General features: G+C 61.3%; 22 protein-coding genes. 8 read left to right on the forward strand and 14 right to left on the reverse strand.

Going from position 1 to position 24,109, the window contains the following annotated elements; translation table 11 throughout:
• Positions 1–35 precede the first annotated feature (35 nt).
• From guaA to ACWTV1_RS05285, 5 genes are read right to left on the reverse strand one after another with little or no spacing between them, the layout of a single operon-like run.
• Entirely contained in the window at positions 36–1,631 is a 1,596-nt protein-coding gene (guaA, locus tag ACWTV1_RS05265) for a glutamine-hydrolyzing GMP synthase (protein WP_498504399.1), read from the reverse strand.
• Positions 1,628–2,086, reverse strand: coding sequence for a DUF3817 domain-containing protein (locus ACWTV1_RS05270; protein WP_498504400.1), 459 nt, complete (start codon positions 2,084–2,086; stop codon positions 1,628–1,630). Before ACWTV1_RS05270 ends, guaA begins: the two co-directional genes overlap by 4 nt.
• Before the next feature lie 4 nt (positions 2,087–2,090).
• The gene (locus ACWTV1_RS05275) at positions 2,091–2,903 is read right to left on the reverse strand and encodes an SURF1 family cytochrome oxidase biogenesis protein (RefSeq protein WP_498504401.1); all 813 of its coding nucleotides are present in this window, start codon (positions 2,901–2,903) and stop codon (positions 2,091–2,093) included.
• The gene (locus ACWTV1_RS05280; protein ID WP_498504402.1) at positions 2,900–4,627 is read right to left on the reverse strand and encodes a glycerol-3-phosphate dehydrogenase/oxidase; all 1,728 of its coding nucleotides are present in this window, start codon (positions 4,625–4,627) and stop codon (positions 2,900–2,902) included. Before ACWTV1_RS05280 ends, ACWTV1_RS05275 begins: the two co-directional genes overlap by 4 nt.
• A gap of 52 nt (positions 4,628–4,679) precedes the next feature.
• Positions 4,680–5,801, reverse strand: a complete 1,122-nt coding sequence (locus ACWTV1_RS05285) for a GuaB3 family IMP dehydrogenase-related protein (protein WP_498504403.1) — start codon at positions 5,799–5,801, stop codon at positions 4,680–4,682.
• Between the two features lie 81 nt (positions 5,802–5,882).
• On the opposite strand from ACWTV1_RS05285, the gene ACWTV1_RS05290 reads away from it, so the two are divergent.
• The 3 genes from ACWTV1_RS05290 to ACWTV1_RS05300 are packed head-to-tail and all read left to right on the forward strand — an operon-like array spanning position 5,883 to position 8,367.
• Positions 5,883–6,590: a TetR family transcriptional regulator gene (locus ACWTV1_RS05290; RefSeq protein ID WP_498504404.1), complete on the forward strand. Its 708-nt coding sequence runs from the start codon at positions 5,883–5,885 to the stop codon at positions 6,588–6,590.
• 50 nt (positions 6,591–6,640) lie between these two features.
• Positions 6,641–7,555: an ABC transporter ATP-binding protein gene (locus ACWTV1_RS05295; protein ID WP_498504405.1), complete on the forward strand. Its 915-nt coding sequence runs from the start codon at positions 6,641–6,643 to the stop codon at positions 7,553–7,555.
• Entirely contained in the window at positions 7,552–8,367 is an 816-nt protein-coding gene (locus ACWTV1_RS05300; RefSeq protein WP_498504406.1) for an ABC transporter permease subunit, read from the forward strand. Before ACWTV1_RS05295 ends, ACWTV1_RS05300 begins: the two co-directional genes overlap by 4 nt.
• A 117-nt stretch (positions 8,368–8,484) precedes the next feature.
• On the opposite strand, the gene guaB is transcribed toward ACWTV1_RS05300, so the two are convergent.
• Complete coding sequence (gene guaB / locus ACWTV1_RS05305) at positions 8,485–9,987, reverse strand: IMP dehydrogenase (RefSeq protein ID WP_498504407.1); 1,503 nt, start codon at positions 9,985–9,987, stop codon at positions 8,485–8,487.
• A 279-nt stretch (positions 9,988–10,266) separates the two neighbouring features.
• Between guaB and ACWTV1_RS05310 the strand changes: the two genes are divergently transcribed.
• Genes ACWTV1_RS05310 through ACWTV1_RS05325 form a run of 4 tightly spaced genes read left to right on the forward strand, consistent with a single transcriptional unit; the run spans position 10,267 to position 14,235 of the window.
• Positions 10,267–11,547, forward strand: coding sequence for a branched-chain amino acid ABC transporter permease (locus tag ACWTV1_RS05310; protein ID WP_498504408.1), 1,281 nt, complete (start codon positions 10,267–10,269; stop codon positions 11,545–11,547).
• Positions 11,548–11,556: 9 nt separating this feature from the next.
• Entirely contained in the window at positions 11,557–12,537 is a 981-nt protein-coding gene (locus tag ACWTV1_RS05315; protein WP_100388249.1) for a branched-chain amino acid ABC transporter permease, read from the forward strand.
• Positions 12,527–13,501 (forward strand): ABC transporter ATP-binding protein, encoded by a 975-nt coding sequence (locus ACWTV1_RS05320; protein WP_100388248.1) that lies wholly within the window; start codon positions 12,527–12,529, stop codon positions 13,499–13,501. Before ACWTV1_RS05315 ends, ACWTV1_RS05320 begins: the two co-directional genes overlap by 11 nt.
• Positions 13,498–14,235: an ABC transporter ATP-binding protein gene (locus ACWTV1_RS05325; protein ID WP_100388247.1), complete on the forward strand. Its 738-nt coding sequence runs from the start codon at positions 13,498–13,500 to the stop codon at positions 14,233–14,235. Before ACWTV1_RS05320 ends, ACWTV1_RS05325 begins: the two co-directional genes overlap by 4 nt.
• Before the next feature lie 394 nt (positions 14,236–14,629).
• Here the strand turns inward: ACWTV1_RS05325 and ACWTV1_RS05330 are convergent, their stop codons facing one another.
• From ACWTV1_RS05330 to groES, 5 genes are all read right to left on the reverse strand, one after another.
• Positions 14,630–15,901 carry an ABC transporter substrate-binding protein gene (locus tag ACWTV1_RS05330; RefSeq protein ID WP_498504409.1) on the reverse strand — a complete coding sequence of 424 codons (1,272 nt, stop codon included), beginning with the start codon at positions 15,899–15,901 and terminating at the stop codon, positions 14,630–14,632.
• 170 nt (positions 15,902–16,071) lie between these two features.
• A complete protein-coding gene (locus ACWTV1_RS05335; RefSeq protein WP_498505032.1) occupies positions 16,072–17,328 on the reverse strand; it encodes an ABC transporter substrate-binding protein in 1,257 nt (418 codons plus the stop codon).
• A 130-nt stretch (positions 17,329–17,458) separates the two neighbouring features.
• Positions 17,459–18,757 (reverse strand): ABC transporter substrate-binding protein, encoded by a 1,299-nt coding sequence (locus ACWTV1_RS05340; protein ID WP_498504410.1) that lies wholly within the window; start codon positions 18,755–18,757, stop codon positions 17,459–17,461.
• 56 nt (positions 18,758–18,813) lie between these two features.
• Positions 18,814–19,758, reverse strand: coding sequence for an EamA family transporter RarD (gene rarD, locus ACWTV1_RS05345; protein ID WP_100388243.1), 945 nt, complete (start codon positions 19,756–19,758; stop codon positions 18,814–18,816).
• A 157-nt stretch (positions 19,759–19,915) separates the two neighbouring features.
• Positions 19,916–20,212, reverse strand: coding sequence for a co-chaperone GroES (gene groES, locus ACWTV1_RS05350; RefSeq protein WP_498504411.1), 297 nt, complete (start codon positions 20,210–20,212; stop codon positions 19,916–19,918).
• A gap of 123 nt (positions 20,213–20,335) precedes the next feature.
• Between groES and ACWTV1_RS05355 the strand changes: the two genes are divergently transcribed.
• A complete protein-coding gene (locus ACWTV1_RS05355; RefSeq protein ID WP_498504412.1) occupies positions 20,336–21,541 on the forward strand; it encodes a THUMP-like domain-containing protein in 1,206 nt (401 codons plus the stop codon).
• Here the strand turns inward: ACWTV1_RS05355 and ACWTV1_RS05360 are convergent.
• From ACWTV1_RS05360 to tsaD, 3 genes are all read right to left on the reverse strand, one after another.
• Positions 21,538–22,527 carry a DUF4190 domain-containing protein gene (locus tag ACWTV1_RS05360; RefSeq protein WP_498504413.1) on the reverse strand — a complete coding sequence of 330 codons (990 nt, stop codon included), beginning with the start codon at positions 22,525–22,527 and terminating at the stop codon, positions 21,538–21,540. The genes ACWTV1_RS05355 and ACWTV1_RS05360 overlap by 4 nt on opposite strands.
• Positions 22,528–22,603: 76 nt before the next feature.
• A complete protein-coding gene (locus ACWTV1_RS05365; RefSeq protein ID WP_100388238.1) occupies positions 22,604–22,885 on the reverse strand; it encodes a DUF4190 domain-containing protein in 282 nt (93 codons plus the stop codon).
• Between the two features lie 100 nt (positions 22,886–22,985).
• Positions 22,986–24,059, reverse strand: a complete 1,074-nt coding sequence (gene tsaD / locus ACWTV1_RS05370; protein WP_498505033.1) for a tRNA (adenosine(37)-N6)-threonylcarbamoyltransferase complex transferase subunit TsaD — start codon at positions 24,057–24,059, stop codon at positions 22,986–22,988.
• Positions 24,060–24,109 lie beyond the last annotated feature (50 nt).

A 24,109-nucleotide genomic window follows, 5' to 3' on the forward strand; every position in this document is an offset into this window, starting at 1 on the left:
GATAGCCGGGTGACGGGGGCTTTGTTGTTAAATTCTTATTCCCACTCGATGGTTCCTGGCGGCTTCGACGTGACGTCGAGAACCACGCGGTTCACCCCATCTACCTCATTGGTGATGCGGTTAGAAATTTTGGCCAGAACGTCGTAGGGCAAGCGAGTCCAGTCGGCGGTCATCGCATCTTCCGACGACACCGGGCGCAACACGATCGGGTGACCGTAGGTGCGGCCGTCGCCCTGAACGCCCACCGAACGAACGTCGGCGAGCAGAACAACGGGGCACTGCCAGATCGAGTCGTCGAGACCCGCAGCGGTGAGCTCGGCGCGAGCGATCGCGTCAGCCTTGCGCAGCAGTTCGAGACGGTCGTGAGTGACTTCACCGATGATGCGGATACCGAGGCCAGGGCCAGGGAACGGCTGGCGGCCAACAATGACCTCCGGCAATCCCAACTCGCGACCGATCGCACGAACCTCATCCTTGAACAGGGTGCGCAGTGGTTCAACGAGTTGGAACTGCAAGTCTTCGGGCAGGCCGCCCACGTTGTGGTGGCTCTTGATGTTGGCCGTGCCGGTTCCGCCGCCACTTTCCACGACATCCGGGTACAGGGTTCCCTGCACCAAGAACTTGACGGGCTCTTCGCCACCCTGAGCTTCGAGCACGAGCGCCTCAGCGGCGTTCTCAAAGCTGCGGATGAATTCGCGGCCGATGATCTTGCGCTTCGTCTCGGGGTCAGTGACTCCGGCGAGGGCATCCATGAACTGGTCAACGGCGTCGACGGTGACGAGACGCACACCGGTAGAGGCGACGTAGTCTTCTTCAACCTGGCGACGCTCATCCTGACGCAGCAGACCGTGGTCGACAAAGATGCAGACCAGCTGGTCACCAACGGCCTTGTGCACGATGGCGGCAGCAACAGCGGAGTCAACTCCACCAGAAAGACCACAGATAACGCGGGCCGAACCAACCTGCTCGCGGATACGCTCGACCTGCTCAGCGATCACGTTGCCGCTGTTCCAGTCGGCGGGGATGCCCGCAGCATCGTGCAAGAAGTTCTTGAGCAAGTCTTGACCGTGAGTGGAGTGCTTCACCTCGGGGTGCCACTGCACTCCGTAGAGACCGCGCTCCTTGCTCGCAAATGCGGCAACCGGAGTCGCATCGCTGCTGGCAAGAACATCGAAGCCTGCCGGGGCTTCGGTCACAGCATCGCCGTGGCTCATCCACACCGTCTGCTCGTTTGGCTGGTCGGCGAGCAGCGAGCCGCCTCCACCCTGAACCGTCATGTCGGTAGCGCCGTATTCACGCAGTCCGGTCTTAGCAACGGTGCCGCCGAGCTGGCGGGCCATCACCTGGAAGCCGTAGCAAATACCGAAAACCGGAACGCCGAGCTTGAGGATGCCGGGGTCGAGGTCGGGCGAGCCAGGCTCGTAGACACTCGACGGGCCACCGCTCAGAACGATGCCGGCCGGGTTCTTGGCCGCAATCTCTTCAGCGGTGATGGTGTGAGGAACAATCTCGCTGTACACGTTGGCTTCGCGCACACGGCGTGCGATCAATTGCGCATACTGAGCGCCAAAGTCGACGACGAGAACGGGGCGAGCGTTCGTGTCTGCGGATGTGGCCGTGGAGTCGGTCATGCAGTTGCCTTTGCGGAGTCAGCGCCGGCCGCTTTCGCAGCTGCAGCGGATTCGAGTGTCACGATCTTCGCCTCAACGAGTCGAGGCACCTGACGTTCGAGGAAGAACGACAGGAAGGGGATGACACCGCCGAGGGCGATGTAGAGGAAGCGCAAGAAGGAGAATCGCGTCAGGCGCCAGAGGATAAAGTCGGCCGCGACGTAGAACACGTAAAGCCAGCCGTGAACGATCAGGATGATTGTCGAGACGTTGATGCCCTGCACGAGCTCTTTCGGCGTGAGCGTCAAGAAAGCGGAGGGTCCGTTCAGCTCGATGTCGCCACCCAGTCCGTAGCGGAACACCATCATGAGGCACAGCACGAGCAGGAAGGTACCGGTGATGATCGACGACACCTTGTAGAACGTGAGGGTGCGACGAATGTTGGGGATATCTGAAAGCCGGGGACCGAGAGCCATGGTTCTAGTCTACGGCCGGGTCAGGGGTCGAAACTTCGCGCTCTTCTTCCCACACATCCCGCACGAGGCGGTACCAGAGGAAGACGGCAAAGCCGGCGAACACGACCCACTCCACGGCGTAGAACACGTTGAGCAAGTTGAGCGAGACTTCGGTCGACGGCGGCGGGGAATCGATTGCTTCGAGCCCAGCCGGGGCTTCGAAACTAACCACGTAGCCGCCGTAGGTTCCGGCGGGCACCTCGGACCACAGGTTCACGAGTTCGGAGACGGCAAGAGCGCTGCGCTGCCCCTGCTCGAAGTCGGACTGTTGCGGCGACTCCGTCGGCAGCAGGCGACCCGTGATGGAGGCGGCGAGTGGCGAAGCCTCAAGCTGTGAAATAGCGGATGCCGCGGCATCCGACGTCGCAGCCCAGCCGAGCGCAACCGCCACACTGGCACCGCTCGGCTCAACGGCGTGGCCCACGACCCAGTAGCCGCGCCCTTCAACATCGTTGTTGCGGTCGGAGAGCACGATGTAGTCACCGGCAATCAGCTCGGCCTCAAATGTCACCGCTTGACCGGTCGTCAGATACGAGAGCGGAGCCTGAGCCGTGGCGACGGAATCGAGCGCCACGATCGTCTCGCTCTGCTGCTCGGTGATCTCGCCACCTTCGAGGCTGCGGCTGAGCTGCCACTGCCCGAGAGCCGCAAAGCTCGCCGCGATGGCGAGAGCCAGGATGAGCGCGCCGATCCAGCGCGGCCGACGGGCAATCTGCCACATCGTGGCCGGTGCGGTGTCAGAAGCCGGGTCAGTCAGGGGGGAAGGGCTCGTACTCACTCGCTAACGATATCTGGTGCTGCGAGGCGAACCCTGTCAGCCGACTCATCGTCAGGCTCCAGTTGGCTCGCGAGTTCGGCATCAACACGCTGCAAGTAGCGTTCGACTTCGGTGGTGGTACGGGCGGCATCCCAACCCAAAACATCCGCCATCAGCTTCGCGGCGACGGGCGCAGCAGAGACGCCTCGATCCCATGCCTCAATCGATATACGAGTGCGGCGGGCCAGTACATCATCGAGATGAAGTGCACCCTCAGCAGTGGCCGCGTAGATGACTTCGGCCGCAAGGTAGTCATCGGCACCGGGCAGCGCTTCCGCTAGCGCGGGCTTCTCGCGCACGAGATCGAGCACCTCGGTCGCAAGCACTCCGTAGCGGTTGAGAAGGTGTTCGACGCGCGACTTGTGCACGCCATAGGTACGGGCGAGCGCCGAGCGCTTGTTCCACGCGGCCTTGTACCCTTCCGCGCCGAGCAGCGCGACGTCCTCGGTGATGCTCGCAGAGATCTTGCCGTCGAGCGCATCGACGGCGGCATCCACGGCATCCTTCGCCATGATGCGGTACGTCGTCCACTTGCCGCCAGCGACGACCACGAGACCGGGAACGGTGTGGGCCACGATGTGTTCGCGACTGAGTTTAGAGGTGAGGTCGGACTCCCCCGCCAGCAGCGGCCGAAGCCCGGCATAGACGCCTTCGACATCGTCGCGCGTCAGTGGTACCGCCAGTACTTTGTTGACGTGTTCGAGCAAATAGTCGATGTCCGCCGCCGTTGCTGCGGGATGCGCTTTGTCGAGATCCCAGTCAGTATCGGTCGTGCCGATGAGCCAGTGCCGGCCCCACGGAATCACAAACAGCACGCTCTTCTCGGTGCGCAACAACAGCCCGAGCTTCGACTGGAAACGATCACGCGGCACCACGAGGTGCACTCCCTTGGAGGCTCGCACCTTGAACTGGCCGCGCTCGCCCACCATCGCTTGAGTGTCGTCGGTCCACACTCCGGTCGCGTTCACGACCTGCTTGGCGCGAATCTCAAAACGCTCGCCGGTCTCCCGGTCATGGGCCATCACGCCGACAACGCGCTCCCCCACTTTGATGAAGTCTTCGACGCGAACGCGCGATGCTACATGCGCCCCATAGTGGCTCGCCGTGCGTGCGAGCGTCGACACGTAACGAGCGTCATCGACTTGAGCGTCGTAGTAGGTGAGACCACCACGGAAGGCGTCACCGCGAAGGCTGGGCGCTGCACGCAGCATTTGCGTGCGCGTCAAATGGCGGTGGTGAGGCACTCCGGGAGGTCGTCCGCCCGTGTGGCTCAAGAGGTCATAGAGCAACATTCCCGCACCGATATATAGGCGTTCGAACACGGGTTTAGTAACCGGATAGAGGAACCGCACGGGGCGCACGAGATGCGGAGCCAGGCGCTGCAATAGCAACCCGCGCTCCTTCAGCGCTTCTCGAACCAGCCGAAAATCGAGCTGTTCCAGATAGCGGATGCCGCCGTGCACGAGCTTCGAGGAACGGCTCGACGTGCCCGAGGCCCAGTCACGCGCCTCAACCATGCCGACGCTCAGGCCGCGCGTCGCGGCATCCAGAGCGCTTCCGGTACCAACAATGCCGCCACCGATCACCAGAACGTCAAGTTCTGTTTCGCGCAACGCAGCAATTGCGGCCGCGCGCTGTTCGGCACTCAGCGGTGCTGTCGGGGCAATCGATCGGGGCTTGACCATTGTTTTTCCTCCAGCGTCTGGCGGTGAGCGTGTGCTCAGCGCGCGGTATCAGCTACAGCGTGTTGTACGGAGCGACGACCACGTCGACCCGTTGGAATTCTTTGAGATCGGAGTATCCGGTCGTCGCCATCGAGCGGCGGAGTGCACCGACGAGGTTCGACTGACCGTTGGGGTGAGATGACGGTCCGTTGAGAATCTCGGCGAGAGGAGCAATCTGCCCGACCTCAACACGGTTGCCGCGAGGCAACTCGGAGTGGTGAGCTTCTTGACCCCAGTGGTAACCGCCACCAGGAGCATCCGTAGCGCGGGCAAGCGCGCTACCCAGCATGACGGCGTCAGCACCGACCGCGATGGCCTTGACGATGTCACCGCTCGTTCCGAGTCCGCCATCAGCGATGACGTGAACGTAACGGCCGCCCGACTCGTCCATGTAGTCACGGCGAGCGCCGGCGACATCCGCTACGGCGGTTGCCATGGGAGCGTGGATGCCGAGGGCAGTGCGAGTAGTGCTCGAGGCACCGCCGCCGAAGCCTACGAGCACACCGGCTGCTCCAGTGCGCATGAGGTGCAGTGCCGCGGTGTACGTTGCGGCGCCTCCCACGATCACGGGAACATCGAGTTCGTAGATGAACTCCTTGAGGTTGAGGGGTTCGCTCGTCTTGGAGACGTGCTCAGCGCTCACGGTCGTACCGCGGATGACGAACAGGTCGACTCCAGCATCCACAACGGTCTGGTGGAGTTCTTTCGTGCGCTGCGGACTGAGCGCTCCGGCAACGGGTACTCCGGCTTCGCGAATCTCAGCGAGACGCTGCGTGACGAGCGCCGGCTTGATCGGCTCGGCGTACAGCTCTTGCATACGCGCAGTCGCCTGGTCGGCGGGAAGCGAGCGGATCTCCTCGAGCACGGGCTCGGGGTTCTCGTAGCGGGTCCAGAGACCTTCGAGGTCGAGCACGCCGAGACCGCCGAGCTTACCCATCGCGATTGCGGTTGCGGGCGAGACCACGGAGTCCATGGGAGCCGCGATAACGGGGATGTCGAAGGTGTAAGCGTCAATCGTCCAGTTCACCGAGACATCGCGCGGGTCACGCGTACGGCGCGAGGGCACAATAGCGATGTCATCAAAGGAGTAGACGCGGCGAGCGCGCTTGGCACGGCCAATCTCGAAATCATTCACTACTCCAGCCTACCGCGCATGGGATGGGGCGGAACCAGTGCGTCGTTGACATTCGCTGAACAACTGTTTAGCTTGTTAAACATGCGTTCAAGAACGGATGACTCGACTACCAAAGCCCGCATTCGCGATGCCGCGATTCGCCTTATCGGCCGCAGCGGTTTCGCCGCGACGAGCGCCCGTGCCGTCGCGGCCGAGGCCGAAGTCAGCGCCGGCCTCGTCATCCACCACTTCGGCAGCATGCGAGACCTCAAGACAGCGTGCGACGACTTCATCATCAACGAAGTCACCCACCGCAAAGCGGGCATGGGCGAAGGCGATGTGAGCGCCGCCGTGAGCGAGTGGTACGCCGACCTCGACACCTACGAACCCTGGCTTACCTACCTGGGTCGCCTCTTCACCGATGATTCGGATGCCGGAGCCCACCTCTTCGATCGCTTCGTCGAACTCTCCCGCGAGATGCTCGAGCAGGGCGTCGCAAGCGGAGCCGTGCATCCCAGCGACGACGAACACGCGCGAGCGGTGCTCCTCGTCACCCACAGTCTGTCGATGCTCACCCTGCAGAGCCACATCGCTCGCAGCCTGAACAGCGCACGGCTCAGCCTCGACAGCCTGAGTCGTATGGGCAACGCTGCTGTCGAGATTTACACGCATGGTGTCTACACCGACAGCTCGACTCTCGACGCCACTCGCGAGGCCGTCGCCGAGGCCACTCGCGAAGCCGCAGACATGCGCCAGCACGTGCAAGATCCCGATCCGCCTGCGATGGCCGCCGACATCCCCACCCCCTAGTCACTTCCCTCTGATTTGCCCCACGAAAGGACGAGGCCCCGGCCTCCCTTATGACTCTTGCTATAGAAACCCGAGCGCTTACGAAGCGCTACGGCCGCCACACTGCGCTCGACGGCATGGATCTCGCCGTCGAGACGGGCAGCGTGTTCGGCATGATCGGCCCCAACGGCGCCGGCAAGACGACCGCGATGCGGCTACTGCTCGACATCATCCGCCCCACCTCGGGCGACGCTACCGTTCTCGGTCGCTCCCCCATCAGCGGCGGTGCTGCACTGCGCCGCAAGATCGGCTTTCTCCCCGGAGAACTCCTTCTCCAAGGCCGCGTGACCGGTCGCTCTTTGCTCAAGCACTACGCCGAAATCAGTGGCCCCGTTGCGCCTGGTCGCATCGATGAGCTCGCCGAACGGTTGGGGCTCGACCTCAGTCGCCACGTGCGCAAACTCTCCAAGGGCAACAAACAAAAGCTCGGCCTCGTTCAAGCGTTCATGCACGAACCGAAGCTTCTCGTGCTCGACGAACCCACCAGCGGGCTCGATCCCCTCGTGCAGCAAGAGTTCTTGAGCATGGTGCGCGAAGCCCAACACAATGGCCAAACCGTGTTCCTTAGCTCCCACGTGCTGAGCGAAATCCAGAATGCGGCCGACAACGTCGCCGTTCTACGCAACGGCGTGATCGTGAAGGTCGGCGATGTGGCGAGCCTGCGGGCCAGCGCTGTGCGCCGCGTTTTCGTCGACTTTGCGGATGCCTCGGCCGCGAGCATCCAATCAACACTCGCTGCGCTGCCGAACCTTGACCACCTCACCGTGACCGATGGCGCTGTCGTGCAGGTCACCGGCACCGTCGAGGGTCACATCGATGCGCTCGTCAAGGCGATTGCTCCCTTCCACGTGGTCGACCTGCGGGTCGAAGAGCAGGACCTTGAATCCTCGGTCATCGGCCTCTACTCGAAAGAGGCAAACAAATGAGCCAGTCGCCCCGCACCATCCTTCCGCTGACCCGCCGCAACCTTGCTGACTCGTGGCGTGGGCTTCTGGGGTGGACCGCCGGAGTCACCGGCGCAATCTTCCTCTACGTTCCGCTGTACTCATCGTTCTCGGGTGAAAACGCGGGCTTCGACGACATCATCGCCTCACTGCCCGAGGGACTCGCGAGCACGCTCGGGTTCGAAGACCTGTCGAGCGGCGCCGGTTATGTGCAGGCTACCTACTTGGGTTTGATCGGATTCGTGCTCTTCACGATCGCCGCGACGCTCTGGAGCTCGGCAGCGATTGCGGGCGATGAAGAGTCAGGCTCGCTCGAACTCACACTCGCGCATGGAGTCTCGCGAGTGCAGGTGATGGCCGAGCGCAGCCTCGGGGTAATCCTTCGTATCGTCTGGCTCGCGACGGTTTCTGCGTTACTGATTCTCGCGCTCAACGACTCCTCGGGAATCGAGCTCGAACCGATCAACGTGATTGGCGGATGTCTCACACTCCTGGCACTCGGAGTACTCGCGGCCAGCTTCGGCCTCGCCGTCGGTGCCATCACGGGTCGCCGCGCTTACGCCTCCGCGGCAGCAGCCGGAATCTCGCTGCTCGGCTATGTGCTCAATTCGCTCGGCAATCAGAGCGGTGACGTCGAGTGGCTGCACACCCTGTCGCCCTACCACTGGGCCTTCGGAAACTCACCGCTCAGCAACGGCGCCGACGCGGGCGCTCTCGGGCTCCTGTTCGGCATCTCGGCCCTCGCACTCGTAATCGGCGGGTTCGTGTTCACCCGCCGCGACGTCTCCGCGTAGGCAGCACACACCCCTGCACAAACAGCAAAGGCCTGCGGAAAGCTAGTGCTCTCCGCAGGCCTTCTGCGTGTCTCAACCGCTCACTCGCGGGCATAAACGCCAGCGAGTGTGCCGCTGTTAGCGACGGTAGTTCGGTGCCTCAACAACCATTTGGATGTCGTGGGGGTGCGATTCTTTCAAGCCTGCGGCGGTGATGCGCACAAACTTGCCCTTCTGCTGCAGCTCCTGAATCGTGCGAGCGCCGGTGTAGAACATCGACTGACGCAGGCCACCGAGCAGTTGGTACATGACGGTAGAAACGGGGCCGCGGTAAGGAACCTGACCTTCGATGCCCTCGGGGATCAACTGGTCGTCCGAGGGAACGTCGGCCTGAAAGTAACGGTCGCGCGAGTACGAGGTCTTCTTGCCGCGCGTCTGCATTGCGCCAAGCGAACCCATGCCGCGGTAGCTCTTGAACTGCTTGCCGTTGAGGAAGATGAGGTCGCCGGGGCTCTCATCGGTTCCCGCAAGCAACGAACCGAGCATGACGGTCTCCGCGCCAGCAACGAGTGCCTTGGCAATGTCACCGGAGTACTGGAGTCCACCGTCAGCGATGACCGGGATGCCGGCCTCGCGTGCGGCGAGCGACGCTTCGTACACGGCGGTCACCTGCGGTACTCCGACACCGGCAACGACGCGGGTTGTGCAGATCGAGCCGGGGCCGACGCCCACCTTCACGGCATCCACACCGGCGTCGATTAGAGCCTGGGCTCCCGCGCGGGTGGCGACGTTTCCGCCGATGATGTCGATGGCGTCAAACGAGGAGTCAGCCTTGAGACGGCGAACGATGTCAATAACGCCGGCGGATTCGCCGTTGGCGGTGTCGACAACGATGAGGTCAACGCCCGCATCGCGCAAGCGCTCAGCGCGCTCCCACGCGTCGCCGAAGAATCCGATTGCAGCGCCTACACGCAGGCGGCCCTCTTCGTCCTTGGTGGCGTTGGGGTACTGGTCAGTCTTCTCGAAGTCTTTGACCGTGATGAGACCACTGAGCTTGCCAGCGTCGTCAATGAGAGGGAGCTTCTCGATCTTGTGTTTGTTGAGGATGGCAATCGCACCCTCGCGGTCAATGCCGACCGGAGCGGTGACGAGCGGGGTCGTGGTCATAACGTCGCGCACGAGTACCGAGTCCATGTCCTCCGGCTCGATGAAGCGCATGTCGCGGTTCGTGATGATTCCGACGAGCGTGCCGTCTTCTTCTACGACCGGCAAACCGGAGACGCGGAACTGGCCACAGAGGGCATCCACCTCTGCAACGGTCGCTTGTTGCGTAGTTGTTACCGGATTGGTAATCATGCCGGATTCGCTGCGCTTGACCTTGTCAACGTAAGCGGCTTGATCGTCGATTGAGAGGTTGCGGTGAAGCACCCCAAGGCCACCATTACGGGCCATCGCGATCGCCATTCGAGCCTCGGTCACCGTGTCCATTGCAGACGAAATTAGTGGCGAAGACACCCGAATCCTGCGGGTAAGACGTGAACTGGTGTCAGCATCGCTTGGAATTACGTCGGTGTGCCCGGGCAAAAGCATTACGTCGTCATAGGTGAGGCCGACGAAGCCGAAGGGGTCTGGCTGTTCCATGTTAAATCTTCCTTACGGCGGAGTGCGAAACCGGCGATCTTGTGTTAAATCTCCGGCCAATCAATATTAACGGGTTTCATGCCAGAACATTCCCCCGCATAATGGCTTCACCGCTTTGCACCCGACAAGCATTTGTGTGTCGGACCGCAATCGGCCGGTGTCGTCAATGCCGTCGACACATCAGAACCCGCGGGATTCTCGAGTCCGGCTGGGTCCCTTCCTGGAGGTCCTGTGAACACAGCGGATTATCGCCGCACGCGACGGAAAAATAGACGAGGAGTGCTTGTAGCACTCATAGTTGCCCTTTCCGCTGCTTTCTCTCTGATGGCCATGCCTGCACTGGCTGACGAAGTAAATGTCGACGAATACGACAACAGCATCATCGGAAACGTCAAGCTCAACAGCGAGCCGCTAGAGGGTGTACTACTCACCGTCTCTGGTGGCGGCTACGAGGTTGAAGTTGCTACTGATGCTGACGGTCGCTGGAAAGTCGGCGTGCCCGACGGCGACGAGTTCAGCGTCACCCTCGACGAATCAACACTGCCCGACGGCATCGCGGTGATTGATGAGACCGGCGAGGACGACACCCCGAACGTCAAAGAGGCGATGATCGGCCCGAGTGGCTCGACCGTCATGAACTTCTTTATCGGTCGCGGTGAACGCAACGTCACGAGCTTCTTCGACCAGTTCGTCGAGCGCATCGTCAACGGCGTCAACTTCGGACTGATGCTCGGCCTTGCCGCCATCGGCATCTCCCTTGTCTACGGAACCACTGGGCTCTCCAACTTTGCGCACGCAGAAATGGTGACGTTCGGTGCGGTGATGGCGCTCATAGTGTCGGTCGACCTCGGTTGGCCAGTCTGGATTGCGATACCGCTTGCCGTACTCCTCAGTGCCGGCTTCGGGTGGACACTCGATGCCGGACTCTGGAAACCGCTGAGAAAGAAGGGCGTCGGCATTGTTCAGCTCATGATCGTTTCGATCGGTCTTTCGCTGGCGCTGCGCTACACGTTCCAATACTTCCGCGGTGGCGGAACCGAGCAACTGCCCGGCTCTGACTCCCCCGACATTCCGCTCTTCGGATCGGTGTCGCTCAGCCAAACCAACATGATCAGCATGGTCGTCAGCATCGTCGTCATCGTGATCTTCGCGTGGTGGTTGGTCAAGACCAAGATCGGTAAGGCCACACGAGCTGTCTCCGACAACCCGTCGCTCGCAGCAGCGTCCGGCATCGACGTCGACCAGGTCGTACGCGTTGTTTGGATTCTCGCCGCAGCGATGGCCGGCCTCGCCGGTGTTCTCTGGGCCTACTTCCGCCCGGGCATCCGCTGGGATATGGGTGCGCAGATTCTGCTGCTCGTCTTCGCCGCGGTCACCCTCGGTGGACTCGGAACTGCATTCGGCGCACTGGTCGGCTCGATCATCGTCGGCGTGCTCGTTGAGACCTCGAGTCTCTTCATTCCGTCAGACCTGAAGTATGTGGGTGCGCTCGTCGTACTCATCGTCATCCTGCTGTTTAGACCTCAGGGCATCCTGGGTCGCAAAGAGAGAATAGGTTAGGGGCCGCACATGGATATTCTGCAAATTCTCTCCAACACCGGGTCATCGCTGATTGCACCGGCAACGATCGGATACGCCCTCGCGGCACTCGGTCTTGCCATGCACTTCGGCTTCACCGGTTTGCTCAACATGGGTATGGCCGCGTTCATGGCAATCGGCGCCTATGGCTACGCGATCTCGATCCTCACCTTCGGTTTCCCGTGGTGGGGTGGCATGCTCGTAGGAATCGGCGGTTCGCTGGTCTTCGCGCTCATCCTCGGTATTCCTACCCTGCGCTTGCGCGGCGACTACCTGGCGATCGTGACCATTGCAGCTGCAGAAGTTGTGCGTCTGTTGTTCCTGACCACAACCTTTGATAAGTACACCGGCTCGGCCGATGGACTTAGCGGTTACCACGCGAGCTTCCGCTCGTTCAACCCCATTCCGGATGGCACCTACGGCTTCGGTCCGTGGGAGTACAACGCCAACGGCTGGTGGGTTCGAATCTTCGGAATCGCCGTGCTGGCTCTGGCAGCGTTCATCCTCTGGGCTGTCATGCGCAGCCCGTGGGGTCGCGTCATCAAGGGAATCCGTGAAGACGAAGACGCCGTGCGCGCCCTCGGCAAGAACGTGTTCTCCTACAAACTGCAGTCGCTGATGCTCGGTGGTGTCTTCGGAGCGATGGGTGGAATCATTTACGCCCTCCCCGCCTCGGTTAACCCCGGTGTGTATGTGACGTCGCTGACGTTCTTCGTTTACACCGCACTTCTGCTCGGTGGAGCCGCCACGATCTTCGGACCGATCATCGGTTCCGTAATCTTCTGGGGCGTTCAAACCCTCTTGAGCAACCTGCTTCCCGCCCTGGTCAACATCGGTGTATTGCCGTTCATGACCACGACGCAGTCGCAGACGGTGCGTTTCATCCTTGTGGGTGTGGCGCTGATGTTGCTCGTGATCTATCGACCACAGGGCATCCTCGGCAACAAGAAGGAGCTGACCTTTGTCAAGTAAAGACTCACCGGCTGCGCCGGTGGAACGCGAAAAAACAACGGGGCTCCACAAGGGCGACATCGTCCCTGGAGTTGCCAAGGTCGATCCGATCATCATTGCTGACGGCATCCGTCGCACCTTCGGTGGTCTGACCGCCGTGAATGTTGATCACGTCGAAATCCCTCGCAATGCGATCACCGCGTTGATTGGTCCAAACGGTGCAGGAAAGACGACGCTGTTCAACCTGTTGACCGGCTTCGACAAGCCCGACGCCGGAAAGTGGACGTTTGACGGACACTCTCTCGCCGGAATGGGTGCCCACAAGGTTGCACGACTTGGCCAGGTGCGCACGTTCCAGCTCACGAAGGCTCTCGGGCTCTTGACGGTGCTCGAGAACATGAAACTCGGCGCGAAGGATCAAATCGGGGAGAACATTTTCCGCGGCATGATCCCGAGCCTCTGGCGTAAGCAAGAAGCCGAGATCGAAGAACGCGCGATCGTTCTGCTCAAGAAGTTCAAGCTCGATGCCAAGTCGTCTGACTTCGCGGCCAGCCTTTCCGGTGGTCAGCGAAAGCTGCTCGAAATGGCTCGCGCCCTCATGAGCCAGCCCACTCTGGTGATGCTGGATGAGCCCATGGCCGGTGTTAACCCCGCGTTGACTCAGTCGCTGCTCGACCACATCCTCGACCTTAAAGACGAGGGCATGACAGTGCTCTTCGTTGAGCACGACATGCACATGGTGCGTCATATCGCCGACTGGGTGATCGTGATGGCCGAGGGTCAGGTCGTGGCAGAAGGTCCGCCGGATCAGGTGATGAAGAATCAAGCCGTCATCGATGCGTACCTCGGTTCGCATCAGGATGTCGACCTCGGCGTGGTCACTGGCCGCATCGAAGGCGAACTCAACACGGCTGCGATTGATCTCGCTGAAGAGGTAAAAGAACTCGACGCGAACATCGCTAAGCGCAAGGAGACCGGCAAGTGAACGCTATCCCCACCGAGAACGCGGTAGTCCACGTCAAGGACCTCACTGCGGGGTACCTCCCGGGCGTGAACATTCTGAACGACTGCAACTTGGTCGCCAACCCCGGTGAGCTCATCGGAATCATCGGACCGAACGGTGCCGGCAAATCGACCCTGTTGAAGGCAATCTTCGGCCAGGTTCAGGTGCGTGGCGGTTCGATCAGCCTCAACGGTGACGACATCACCGGGCTCAAGGCAAACAAGCTCGTGTCGCGCGGTGTTGGTTTTGTTCCGCAGAACAACAACGTGTTCCCGAGCCTGACCATTGAAGAGAACCTTCAGATGGGGCTTTACCAGAACCCGAAGATCTATGACGAGCGTCTTGAGTTCGTCACCGGCATCTTCTCCGAGCTGAAGTCGCGCCTCAAGCAGCGCGCGGGTTCACTCTCGGGTGGTGAGCGCCAAATGGTCGCCATGTCTCGAGCACTCATGATGGACCCCCACGTTCTCCTTCTCGACGAGCCGTCCGCCGGACTCTCGCCCGTGAAGCAGGATGAGGCGTTCATTCGGGTATCGGAGATCAACAAGGCCGGAGTGACCACGATTATGGTGGAGCAGAACGCACGTCGTTGCCTGCAAATTTGTGACCGCGGTTATGTTCTCGACCAGGGCCACGATGCCTACGAAGGCACCGGGCGTGAGTTGCTGAATGACCCCAAGGTCATCGGGCTCTACCTCGGAACCCTTGGCACCTAGCCAACTCGCTTCGCTAAAGACCCCATCCGGATTCGTTCGGGTGGGGTCTTTTGCGTGCTCGAGACGCTCAGCGCCGTTCTGAGCGGCGGTTCTCGCCTGGATCGTCCATGAACCCGCCGAGCAGGCATGCGTCGCTTACAGGGCTACCTGATGCCGTTTCATGTTCCTTAGACAGCAGCCAACGAGGCTGAAACTCTTTCAGCACCGGATTGCGAACTAGATCAGCGTGCACGCTTCCATGCCGCGAGCTTGGGATTGCGGGCCGGGGCTGCACGCACGCGAACTAGCACCCCCAAGGTCGCACCGCGTAGCGCCGAGCGCTGAGGGCACGAAGAAGGCCCCAACCCGTGAGGGTTGGGGCCTTCTCTTAGCGAAAGCTACGTCTCAGTGAGACTTAGAAAGCGCTGTAGGTGTTGTCTTCACCGTACTGGTAGATTCCGACCTTGGCCTCGGTGGGGTCACCGAGTTCGTTGAAGGTGATCGGACCAGAGATGCCGTCGTAGTCAGCGGTGCCTCCACCGTTGATGATTTCTGCACAGTCAGCGAAGGTGGTGCACTTCTCGCCGTTGCCCGAACCACCCGATACCTCCTGAAGCGTCTCAGCGATTGCTGCGGAGTCGGTGGAACCGGCTGCGAGCGATGCGAGAGCAAGAAGGATGACCGAGTCGTAGGACTCTGCTGCGTAGCTGAACTCTTCGAGCTCAGGCTGTCCCGAACCAACGTAGAACTCGTTGAGTGCCGACGTGAAGTCAGCAATCGTGTCTACGCTCAGGCCGGGGAGGGTTCCCTTGGCACCGGTGAGGGTGCCTGCTGCGAATTCGTCACCGAAGTTCGCGAGGTTACCGTCTACGAAGTAGAGGTTCTCTGCGGGGAAGCTGCTGACGATGCTCGGGAGCATGGTCGACACTTCTTCGAAGGTGATCAGCGCGATGGCGTCAGGGTCCGCAGCAAGAACTTCGGAGATCTGAGCATCGAACGTGGTGTCACCGGTGTTGTAGGTGGGCTGCGAAACAACTTCACCGCCGGCTGCTTCGAATGCTTCCTGCGTGAACTTGGCAAGGCCGGTTCCGTAGGAGTCATTGAGAACGATCATTCCGAGGGTCTCGTGACCATCGCCAGCGATCAGGTTTCCGAGAACCTCACCCTGAAGAACGTCGGAAGGAGCGGTACGGAAGTACAGTCCCTTGTCGTCGTAGTCAGTGAATGCGGCCGAGGTGTTTGCCGGCGAGAACTGGATTACTCCAGCGCCAACAACCTGGTCAATGAACTGAAGCGAAACACCCGAGGATGCTGCACCAAGAATTGCAGAAACGTCTTCACCGAGCAGGCGAGGGATTTCAGTCTCGTATGCCTTGTTGTCAGTGTCACCCGAGTCACCCTGGATGAGTTCGATCTGGATTCCGGCGTCTGCCTCGTTGATCTGTGACGCTGCGTACTCGGTACCGGCGATCTCGGGCGGGCCGAGGAATGCGAGGTTACCGGTGACAGGAAGGGCCGTTCCCAACTTCAGGGAGAGCTCACCGCCCTCGGAACCGGTGGAGGTGTCTCCGCCGTCAGTTGCACAGCCAGCTAGTACCAGTGCGCTTGCACCGACGATTGCGAGACCGCTCAACAGGGTCCGCTTGGACCGTGATGGGGAGGCCGTAGCCTTCGCGAATACGCTCATGTTGCTCCTTGCGTTTCGAATGTGTTCAGGAATCAAATGTGGCACTGCGTTGTCACCACACAGTCAAGCTATGCCCACCCGTGACGTCTGCACAATACGTCTGTACTACAGCCTTGTAACACTGTTCGAATCGTTACCATTCGTAGACTTTTCGAAAACGCAGGTCTTACTTAGCCAATACGGGTGTACACGTTGTCGCTACCGTACTGGTAAATCCCAATGATGGCGCCCTGAGGGTCACCATTGTCACTGAGGGTTATTGGCCCCGAAACACCGTCGTAATCTACGGTGCGGCCATCGAGCACAATCTTCGCGGCATCCGCAAAGTTGAGAGCAACCTCACCATCACCGCTGCCACCCGACACCTCTTGCATTTTGCTTGCGATGCCTTCGCCGGAGATCTTCTGCGACGCCAGGGCGGCAAGGCTCGCCAGGATAACCGCGTCATAGCTCTCGGCGGCGTAGCTAAAGTCCTTGAGGCTCGGGTTGATTTCGAGAAGCCGGTCGGTGAAGTCCGAAATAGTTTCCACATCAAGACCCGGATGCGTCACGATGGAGCCCGTGAGGCTGCCGGCCGCAAACCCTGAGCCGCGCTTGCCGAGCGAGAGCCCGGTGAAGAACAGTTGGTCGCCCGAGTATCCGGCGGCGATGAACGCCTTGGCAATCTTCTCCGCCTGCTTCGAGCCAACAATGGCTACGGCATCCGGTTTGGCTTCAAGAGCGGCAGTGATCTTGTCTTCGAGACCTGTTGCTTTCTCGTCGATGCTCTCCTGGTAGATAACCTCGCCACCGCCACGGAGGAACGTTTCGCTCACCGCACGGGGAAGAAGCGGGCCGCAGAGTGCATCTTCAGAGAGGATGGCGATTGACCCATCAACGCGGTCGGCCATCTCGGCACCCAGGGCAGAACCCTCCAGAGCACAGGACGGCGACGTGCGCCAGTACAGCTGGTTGTCGTCATAGTTCGAGAAGTCGGGCGAATCGTTCGCCGGGGAAATCTCGACGACTCCCGCCTCGGTGATCGTGTCGATCACTTTCTTAGAGATTCCGTTCGACAGACCCCCAATGATCACCGTGGCGCGGGCGGCGAGCAGCTCCGTTGCTGCTTCCTCCGCCGTCGAGTCACTGGAGTCTCCGGAGTCACGCGTCTCCACGTTGACAGTGAGGTTTGCGTTGGCATCGTTGACGTCTTGAGCGGCCAAAGCGATCGCTGCCGACACTGCAGGGCCGAACTTCTCGAGGGCTCCCGACTCGGGCACGAGAGCACCAATCGTCAGGGTCAAATCTTTGGGCGCAGCGCGCTCTTCAACGGGTTCCTCCACCGAGCATCCGCTCATGACGAGAACGGCGGCGAGCACGCCGGCAACTGTCGCGAACCCACGACGGGCTCGGCGCGACACGGGAATTCCAACGGGAATGGAAGTCATCACAGTCGCTCCTATCTACCGCTCAACACAGAGAGCGGCATAGTTACGGTAATGGCCAATCCTGAAAAAGCGAACTCCGGAGAGCTAATCCGGAGCCAAAAGAGTGGCCCCAATCCGGGCGGCACTCGAATTAGCCGAAGATTGCACCACTCTTGTAGACGAACTTATTCTCGCCGTCGTACGCGTAAAAACCCCAGAAAGCGGGCTCGACGTTGCCACCAGGCGTGAAGTTTACGGGGCCAGAGACGCCGTCGTAGTCAATGTCGTTGGTGGTCTTGAGAACCTCAAGGCACTCAGCAAAGCTCAGGCACTTAACGCCGCTCTTCGAGACGTCGTACAGCGAACCTGCGATCGCCTCCCCCGCGTCATCCTGAGCGACAATCGCCGCAAGAACCGCGAGCATCGTGGCGTCGTAAGCTTCGGCCGCATAGCGGTAACTGGTCAGCTTAGAGTTGGTGGACTTGAGCGTGGCGATGAAGGCCTTGGAAGGCTGGTGGCCTTCGATCACTCCGCGCACTCCTTTAAGCGTGCCGTTCTTGAACGTTTGAGAATAATCACCAGTGTTGAGCGAGGTGAGCCAGAGCTCTGAACTCGTGAACCCCGCAGCGACAATCTTCTCGATGGCTGCCTTGGTGGCCTTTTCTGAGTCGTAGGTGGAACCCACGACAACGACATCGGGTGCAGCCTCTTTCAGGCTCGCAATGATCGGGTCGAACTTGGTCGTCGATGCCGTGAAGACTTCGTCAGCGACAAGTTCCGTGTCATATTCGGCGAGCGCCGCAACGAAAGTGTCGTGCAGTGCGGTGCCCTGCTCATCCGCGATAGAGACAAAGGCAATCTTCTGCGCCGTCTCGCCGCCGGCGAGCGCATACGCCAGTGCATAACCCTGCTGATCGTAGGCGGGAATCGTACGGAAGAAGTAGCCGTCATCGAAAACATCGTCGAGGCTCGAGAGCGTGGCGGCGGGAGAAATCAAGGGAATCTTGGCATCCATCGCGAGAGGAATTGCCCGCTGCGCGAGAGCCGATGATGAGGGGCCGATAACTACATCTACGTCTTCTGCGACAAGTTTCTTGAAGTTCGACTCCAGCGTGGTCTTTTTGGCTTCGCCGGAATCAACCGCCACAATTTCGACAGGCTCATCGTTGACGCCACCGGCAGCGTTAATCTCTTTTACTGCCGCGGCCACCCCGGCTTTCTGGGCCGCCGCGAGGAACGAGAAAGTTCCCGATGTCGGAAAGATAGTGCCGATGCGCAGGATGCCATCACCCGTGGGCGTCACCGCGGGAGTGGGCGTTGCCGACGGGGTCGACCCCGCATCGGCGGTCGCGGTCGGAGCAGCGGGAGGGGCTGGGGCGCTGCAGGCGGAGAGCGCGGCAACCACCAGCGCTGCGACCATGACACGTCTCGCCGGCTGAATCCTCGCCATTGCCTCGCCTTTCTTAGCGTGCAGGTCTCGGGCGACCACACACCGTCAGAGGAATACTACGGGGCGCCCGGAGCCTCCGCGGCAGAACCAAGCCGCGTACGCGAAGAGTGACGGAAGAGATCGAACGTGAGAATTGCCAGCGCCAGCCACACGATGGCAAAGCCCAACCAACGCTCGGGCGGCATGGCCTCATGAAAGATAAAGACAGCGACGATCAACTGCAGAATTGGCGCCAAGTACTGGGCCAACCCCATGTAGGTAAGTGGCAGTCGCCGAGCGGCCGCGGCGAACAGAATCAGCGGGATTGCGGTAATGGCACCCAAAAAGAGCGTCAACGTGAGGTGACCGGCTCCCGCGGTACCCGCAGCGAGTTGCCCATCGGCCGAGAGCACGAGCAGAACAACAACCGCGATGGGCGCAAGGAATGCTGTCTCGACGGCCAAGCCACCAATGGCATCCGCTTTAGGGCCGACGTTCTTCTTGACGAGACCGTAGAAACCGAAGCTGAAGGCGAGGCCGAGGGCAATCCACGGGAAGCTGCCATAGCCAATCGATAGCACCAGCACTGCAAGCGCACTGATGCCGAGTGCCACCCACTGCAGCGGACGCAAGCGTTCGCGCAGGATGACGACACCGAGCAGCACCGTGACGATCGGATTCGTGAAGTACCCCAGTGACGCCTCGACAATGTGACCGTTGAGGCTTGCGTACACATAGATCAGCCAGTTGACGACGACGAAGGCGCCGCCCAAGCCGAGCGTCCAGAACGTCTTACGATCACGGATGATGGCAAGAACCCGACGATAACCGCGAGTGAACACCAGCAAGATCGCGCAGAACACCAGCGAAAGTACGATTCGCCAGGCCACAATTTCAATCGCGCCCGACTCCTTGAGGGAGAAGAACACGATCGGCATCGCGCCCCACAGCACATACGCGGAGACAGCAAAGCCGAGACCACTCGGAGAGACGCGGTCGGTGGCGGGCGAAGGAGAAGTCACTTCTAAATCCTAGGGCTGACGACGAACGCTCAGCGCCATCCGCAATGCTGACGAGCCGTGCGGCCCGACGCCTCCGGATACGACGAAAGCCCAGAGCCGAGGCCCTGGGCTTTCGAACTGTCCTGCCGTAAACGGCGGACGAGAAATGAGTATCGCGTTAGCGAACGACTACTGCGAGAACGTCGCGAGCCGAGAGTACGAGAAGGTCTTCTCCGCCGTACTTCACCTCGGTTCCGCCGTACTTGGAGTAGATGACCTTGTCACCGACTGCGATGTCGAGCGGCACGCGGTTTCCGTTGTCATCGATGCGACCGGGACCTACGGCGACTACTTCGCCCTCCTGGGGCTTCTCTTTCGCAGTGTCAGGAATAACGAGCCCAGACGCGGTGGTCTGTTCTGCGTCAACCTGCTTGACAACAATGCGATCCTCGAGCGGCTTAATGGACACCGACACGTTTGACCTCTTTCTAAAGTGCTTGGGCTGGCACACTCCCTGTAGGAGTGCCAGATCAACTATACGGCTTGGTTGGCACTCGATCAACGTGAGTGCCAATTCGGATGCGGATACGGTTAGAGAATGAATCAGAGCGAATTGCGCGAGCTACTTTCAACCGAAGGGCTTCGCCTCTTGGACTCGCTGCCAGCCTGGCATTCGAGCGACGAAATCGTGCGCACCGTCGCCGAGCTGCGCAAGGCCGGCCACAGTCCCGGCCTCGTCGCCGCTGTTCTCAGTCAATCGAAACTGCGCGCGAAAGCCGCGGGCAAGTTCGGCCCCTTCGCCGAGCGGATGCTCTTCACCGAGGCCGGGCTCGAACAGGCAACTCGACTCTCCGTCGCCGCCCAGCACGCCGGCCGCTTCGCGAAAGCCGGAGTGAAGTGGGTAGCCGACCTCGGCTGCGGCATCGGAGCGGATGCGCTCGCCATCGCCGCCCTTGAACTTAATGTCACCGCCGTCGAAAGCGACGAGACGACCGCCGCCATTGCAGCATTCAACCTCGCTCCGTGGCACAACGCCCAAGTCGTGCACGGCGACGCCGAATCTGCCGATCTGGCCGGCATCGACGGCATCTACCTCGACCCCGCTCGCCGCGACGCCCGCGTGCGCCTCACCAACCCCGCCGACTGGACCCCCTCGCTCGACTTCGCCTTCGGCCTCGCTGAGCGCTACCCCACCGGCATCAAACTCGGTCCGGGCATCGACCGCGACCTCATCCCCGACAATGCTGAAGCCCAGTGGGTATCGGTCGGGCGCGAAGTCGTTGAGCTCGGACTCTGGTTCGGAGCGGCAGCCCGCCCCGGCATCCGCCGCGCTGCGCTCGTCATCGGCGATCACGGCACCGCCGAGCTCACGGCAGCTGCCGACAGCGAAGACGAAGCCGCGGGAGAACTCGGACAGTATCTTTATGAACCCGACGGCTCTGTCATCCGGGCGCGACTCATTGGTGATCTGGCTCGTCAGTTGGACGCTCGCATGCTCGACACATCCATCGCCTATTTCAGTGCGGATGCCGCAGTCGCGACCCCGTTCGCCACGTGCTTTGAGATTGTGGCCGACTTCGCTCTCGACAAGCGCTCGCTCAAAAAGGAACTGGCCAGCCGCAAAATCGGGACCCTAGAAATCAAAAAGCGCGGAGTCGATATCGACCCCGCGACTTTCAGAACGTCTCTCTCGCTCAAGGGCGAGAACAGCGCCACGCTTATTCTCACGCGAGTGGGCGGCAAACGTCGCGCGCTGCTCGCACAGCGCACGACGTTTGCTGAAACCTCAGCAGCTACTGCTTAGTAGCCGCCGTAGTACGGTCCGCCGTAGCTCGCGTTAGCGATGAAAACGAAGAAGGCAATCACAGCGATTACCGTCAGCAAACCAAGCGCGGTGGCAATGTAGCCGGTGATGAGGCCGGTGAGCCAGAGCGGACGGGCGTAGGGCTGCTTCTTCTGCGCCATGTGACCCAAGACAACTGCAGCGATACCGGGCAAGAAGCCGAGTGCCATGAACGTGAGAACGACGCTCGAAATACCCGTTGCCATCGAAGCGATCGACAAACCCTTGGGCGGGCCTGCCGGCACGGGACTGTACGCCGCCTGGCCGGGAGTAGGGCTGCTCGCATAGCCGGGAACGGGAGTTCCGTTGGTCGAAGCATAGGGGTTGGAAGGTGCTGCGGCTGGCGCTGCTTCGGGAGCAACCGGCGCTGCTGGCGCATTGGCGGCAGCGGCGTTGTCGGCAGGTGCAGTCGCGGGCGCGACGGACGGTGCCGGCGCCACGGGAGGAACGGTCGTCCCCGCACCCGGCGCGGCCTGAGCGTCTGCCGGAGCAGTCGCAGCATCCGCGGCCTCAGCAGGAACGGCGGCGGGAGCCGCTGCGCTCGTGTCGTTGGCAGCAGCAGCTTTAGCTGCAGCCGTCTTCGCAGCCGACGTTTTAGCTGCAGCCGCTTTCGTGGCAGCCGCCTTCGTCGTCGTCGATTTTGTGGTCGAGGCCTTCGTCGTCGCCGGCTTCGCTGTTGCAGGCTTAGCTGCTGTCGACTTGGCAGCGGGTGTCTTCGCTGCTGCGGCCTTGGAAGGAGCGGCCTTCGCTGCGGGCTTGGCCGCGGTCGACTTCGCGGCACTCGCGGAAGGAGCAGCCTTCGCAGCCGGCTTCTTCGCGGCGGGCGACTTCTTGGCGGCGGGCTTCTTGGCGGAAGGAGTCGCCTTTGCGAGCGGAGCGTCTGACGTGGAGGATCCGCCGGGCGAAGCGATCGGCGGGATGGAGCCGTCTGAGTTATTAGTAGCCATGCGCACACTTTAGCAAGCGCGGCTCAAACAAAAGAGGCCCGCACAACCGTGCGAGCCTCTTTTGTTACTTCACGTGTTAGTAGGAGCTAACGCCGCCGATCGTTGCAGCACCGATGATGGTGATCGCAACGATGAGGCCGATGACGAAGCCCAGGTAACCAAGGATGAGGCCGATGATGGCGAGAACGTTGCCCTGCTCACCGGTCTTCTTGATCTGGCTGAGGCCGATGTGACCAGTGATGATGCCGACGAGGCTCAGGCCGATGATGGAGGTAACCAGCGAGATGATCGAGAGAACATTCCACTTAGCAGCCGGTGCGCCTGCAGGTGCTGCAGCGTAAGGGGTGGGTTCGGACATAGCGAAGTGCTCCTTAGATAATGGGGCCGATTGCGGCGCACCTATATTCTCAGTCTGCAAGAAGCCTGTCAACGCAGGTTGCTCAGAGTTTACGGCGGCGTCACGCCTGAATTTGGGTCACCGGCAGCGTGGAATCAGCGCTAAAGCCCAAAGTTGAGGGATTTTTACCCGCCATGACCAATTGGGCGCCCAGTGCGGCAATCATCGCTCCGTTGTCGGTGCAGAGCGACAGCGGAGGAATGCGCAACTCGATGCCCGCAGCGGCGCAACGCTCGGCAGCGAGCTCGCGCACCCGAGCATTCGCAACGACTCCGCCACCGAGGAGCAAACGAGGAACGTCGCGATCAACGCAGGCTGCGACAGCCTTGGCAAGAAGAATGTCGACCACCGCTTCGCGGAAGCTGGCGGCAACATCCGCCTTCGAGTAGTCCGTTTCTGCATCCTGCTCGCGTTCGACCCAGCGGGCCACCGCGGTCTTCAGCCCTGAGAACGAGAAATCGTAGCGGTGGCGCTCGAGATCCTTCGGCCGGCTCAAGCCGCGAGGAAAACGGATCGCTTGGGGATCGCCCGTTGCGGCAATGCGGTCAATGTGCGGGCCACCCGGATACGGCAGCCCGAGCAAGCGCGCGACCTTATCGAAGGCTTCGCCTGCGGCGTCGTCAATCGTCTCGCCCAGCAGCTCGACATCCGAAACCAAATCTCGCACGTGCAGTAGCGAGGTGTGCCCGCCCGACACGAGTAGGGCGATGGTGGGGAGGTCGATCTCGGTTCCGTCGCCCCGAAGAACATCGGCACCGACGTGACCAACAAGGTGGTTGACGGCATAGAGCGGCTTTCCCGTCGCCACAGACAGTGCCTTCGCCGCAGCGACACCGACCATCAGGGCGCCGGCAAGTCCTGGCCCGCTCGTGACGGCGATCGCGTCAAGATCCGCCAGGTCGACGCCGGCTTCGGCGAGCGCCTGCTCCAGCGCCGGTTGGAGCGCTTCGAGGTGCGCGCGGGCCGCAACCTCGGGAACCACTCCCCCGTAGCGCGCGTGCTCCTCCATCGATGACGAAATGACATTCGCCAGCAAGTGGTTGCCACGAACGATGCCGATGCCGGTTTCGTCGCAGCTCGTCTCGATTCCGAGAACGAGGGGATCGGTTGTGTTGAGGGGCGCAACACCCGACAGTGCGGATGCCGTGGTCGCTTCGGTCGCTGCCGCCGCGGCCGCCGTCGACG

The sequence above is a fragment of the Salinibacterium sp. VpJ6 genome, assembly GCF_059767345.1.

Bases quoted from the DNA above. Each gene is read 5' to 3' on its own strand.
- ACWTV1_RS05280 (WP_498504402.1), bottom strand. From the start codon at position 4,627: ATGGTCAAGCCCCGATCGATTGCCCCGACAGCACCGCTGAGTGCCGAA.
- ACWTV1_RS05315 (WP_100388249.1), top strand. From the start codon at position 11,557: ATGGATATTCTGCAAATTCTCTCCAACACCGGGTCATCGCTGATTGCA.
- guaA (WP_498504399.1), bottom strand. From the start codon at position 1,631: ATGACCGACTCCACGGCCACATCCGCAGACACGAACGCTCGCCCCGTT.
- ACWTV1_RS05330 (WP_498504409.1), bottom strand. From the start codon at position 15,901: ATGAGCGTATTCGCGAAGGCTACGGCCTCCCCATCACGGTCCAAGCGG.
- ACWTV1_RS05360 (WP_498504413.1), bottom strand. From the start codon at position 22,527: ATGGCTACTAATAACTCAGACGGCTCCATCCCGCCGATCGCTTCGCCC.
- ACWTV1_RS05335 (WP_498505032.1), bottom strand. From the start codon at position 17,328: ATGACTTCCATTCCCGTTGGAATTCCCGTGTCGCGCCGAGCCCGTCGT.
- ACWTV1_RS05290 (WP_498504404.1), top strand. From the start codon at position 5,883: ATGCGTTCAAGAACGGATGACTCGACTACCAAAGCCCGCATTCGCGAT.
- ACWTV1_RS05365 (WP_100388238.1), bottom strand. From the start codon at position 22,885: ATGTCCGAACCCACCCCTTACGCTGCAGCACCTGCAGGCGCACCGGCT.
- guaB (WP_498504407.1), bottom strand. From the start codon at position 9,987: ATGGAACAGCCAGACCCCTTCGGCTTCGTCGGCCTCACCTATGACGAC.
- ACWTV1_RS05300 (WP_498504406.1), top strand. From the start codon at position 7,552: ATGAGCCAGTCGCCCCGCACCATCCTTCCGCTGACCCGCCGCAACCTT.
- ACWTV1_RS05355 (WP_498504412.1), top strand. From the start codon at position 20,336: ATGAATCAGAGCGAATTGCGCGAGCTACTTTCAACCGAAGGGCTTCGC.
- ACWTV1_RS05295 (WP_498504405.1), top strand. From the start codon at position 6,641: ATGACTCTTGCTATAGAAACCCGAGCGCTTACGAAGCGCTACGGCCGC.
- ACWTV1_RS05270 (WP_498504400.1), bottom strand. From the start codon at position 2,086: ATGGCTCTCGGTCCCCGGCTTTCAGATATCCCCAACATTCGTCGCACC.
- ACWTV1_RS05340 (WP_498504410.1), bottom strand. From the start codon at position 18,757: ATGGCGAGGATTCAGCCGGCGAGACGTGTCATGGTCGCAGCGCTGGTG.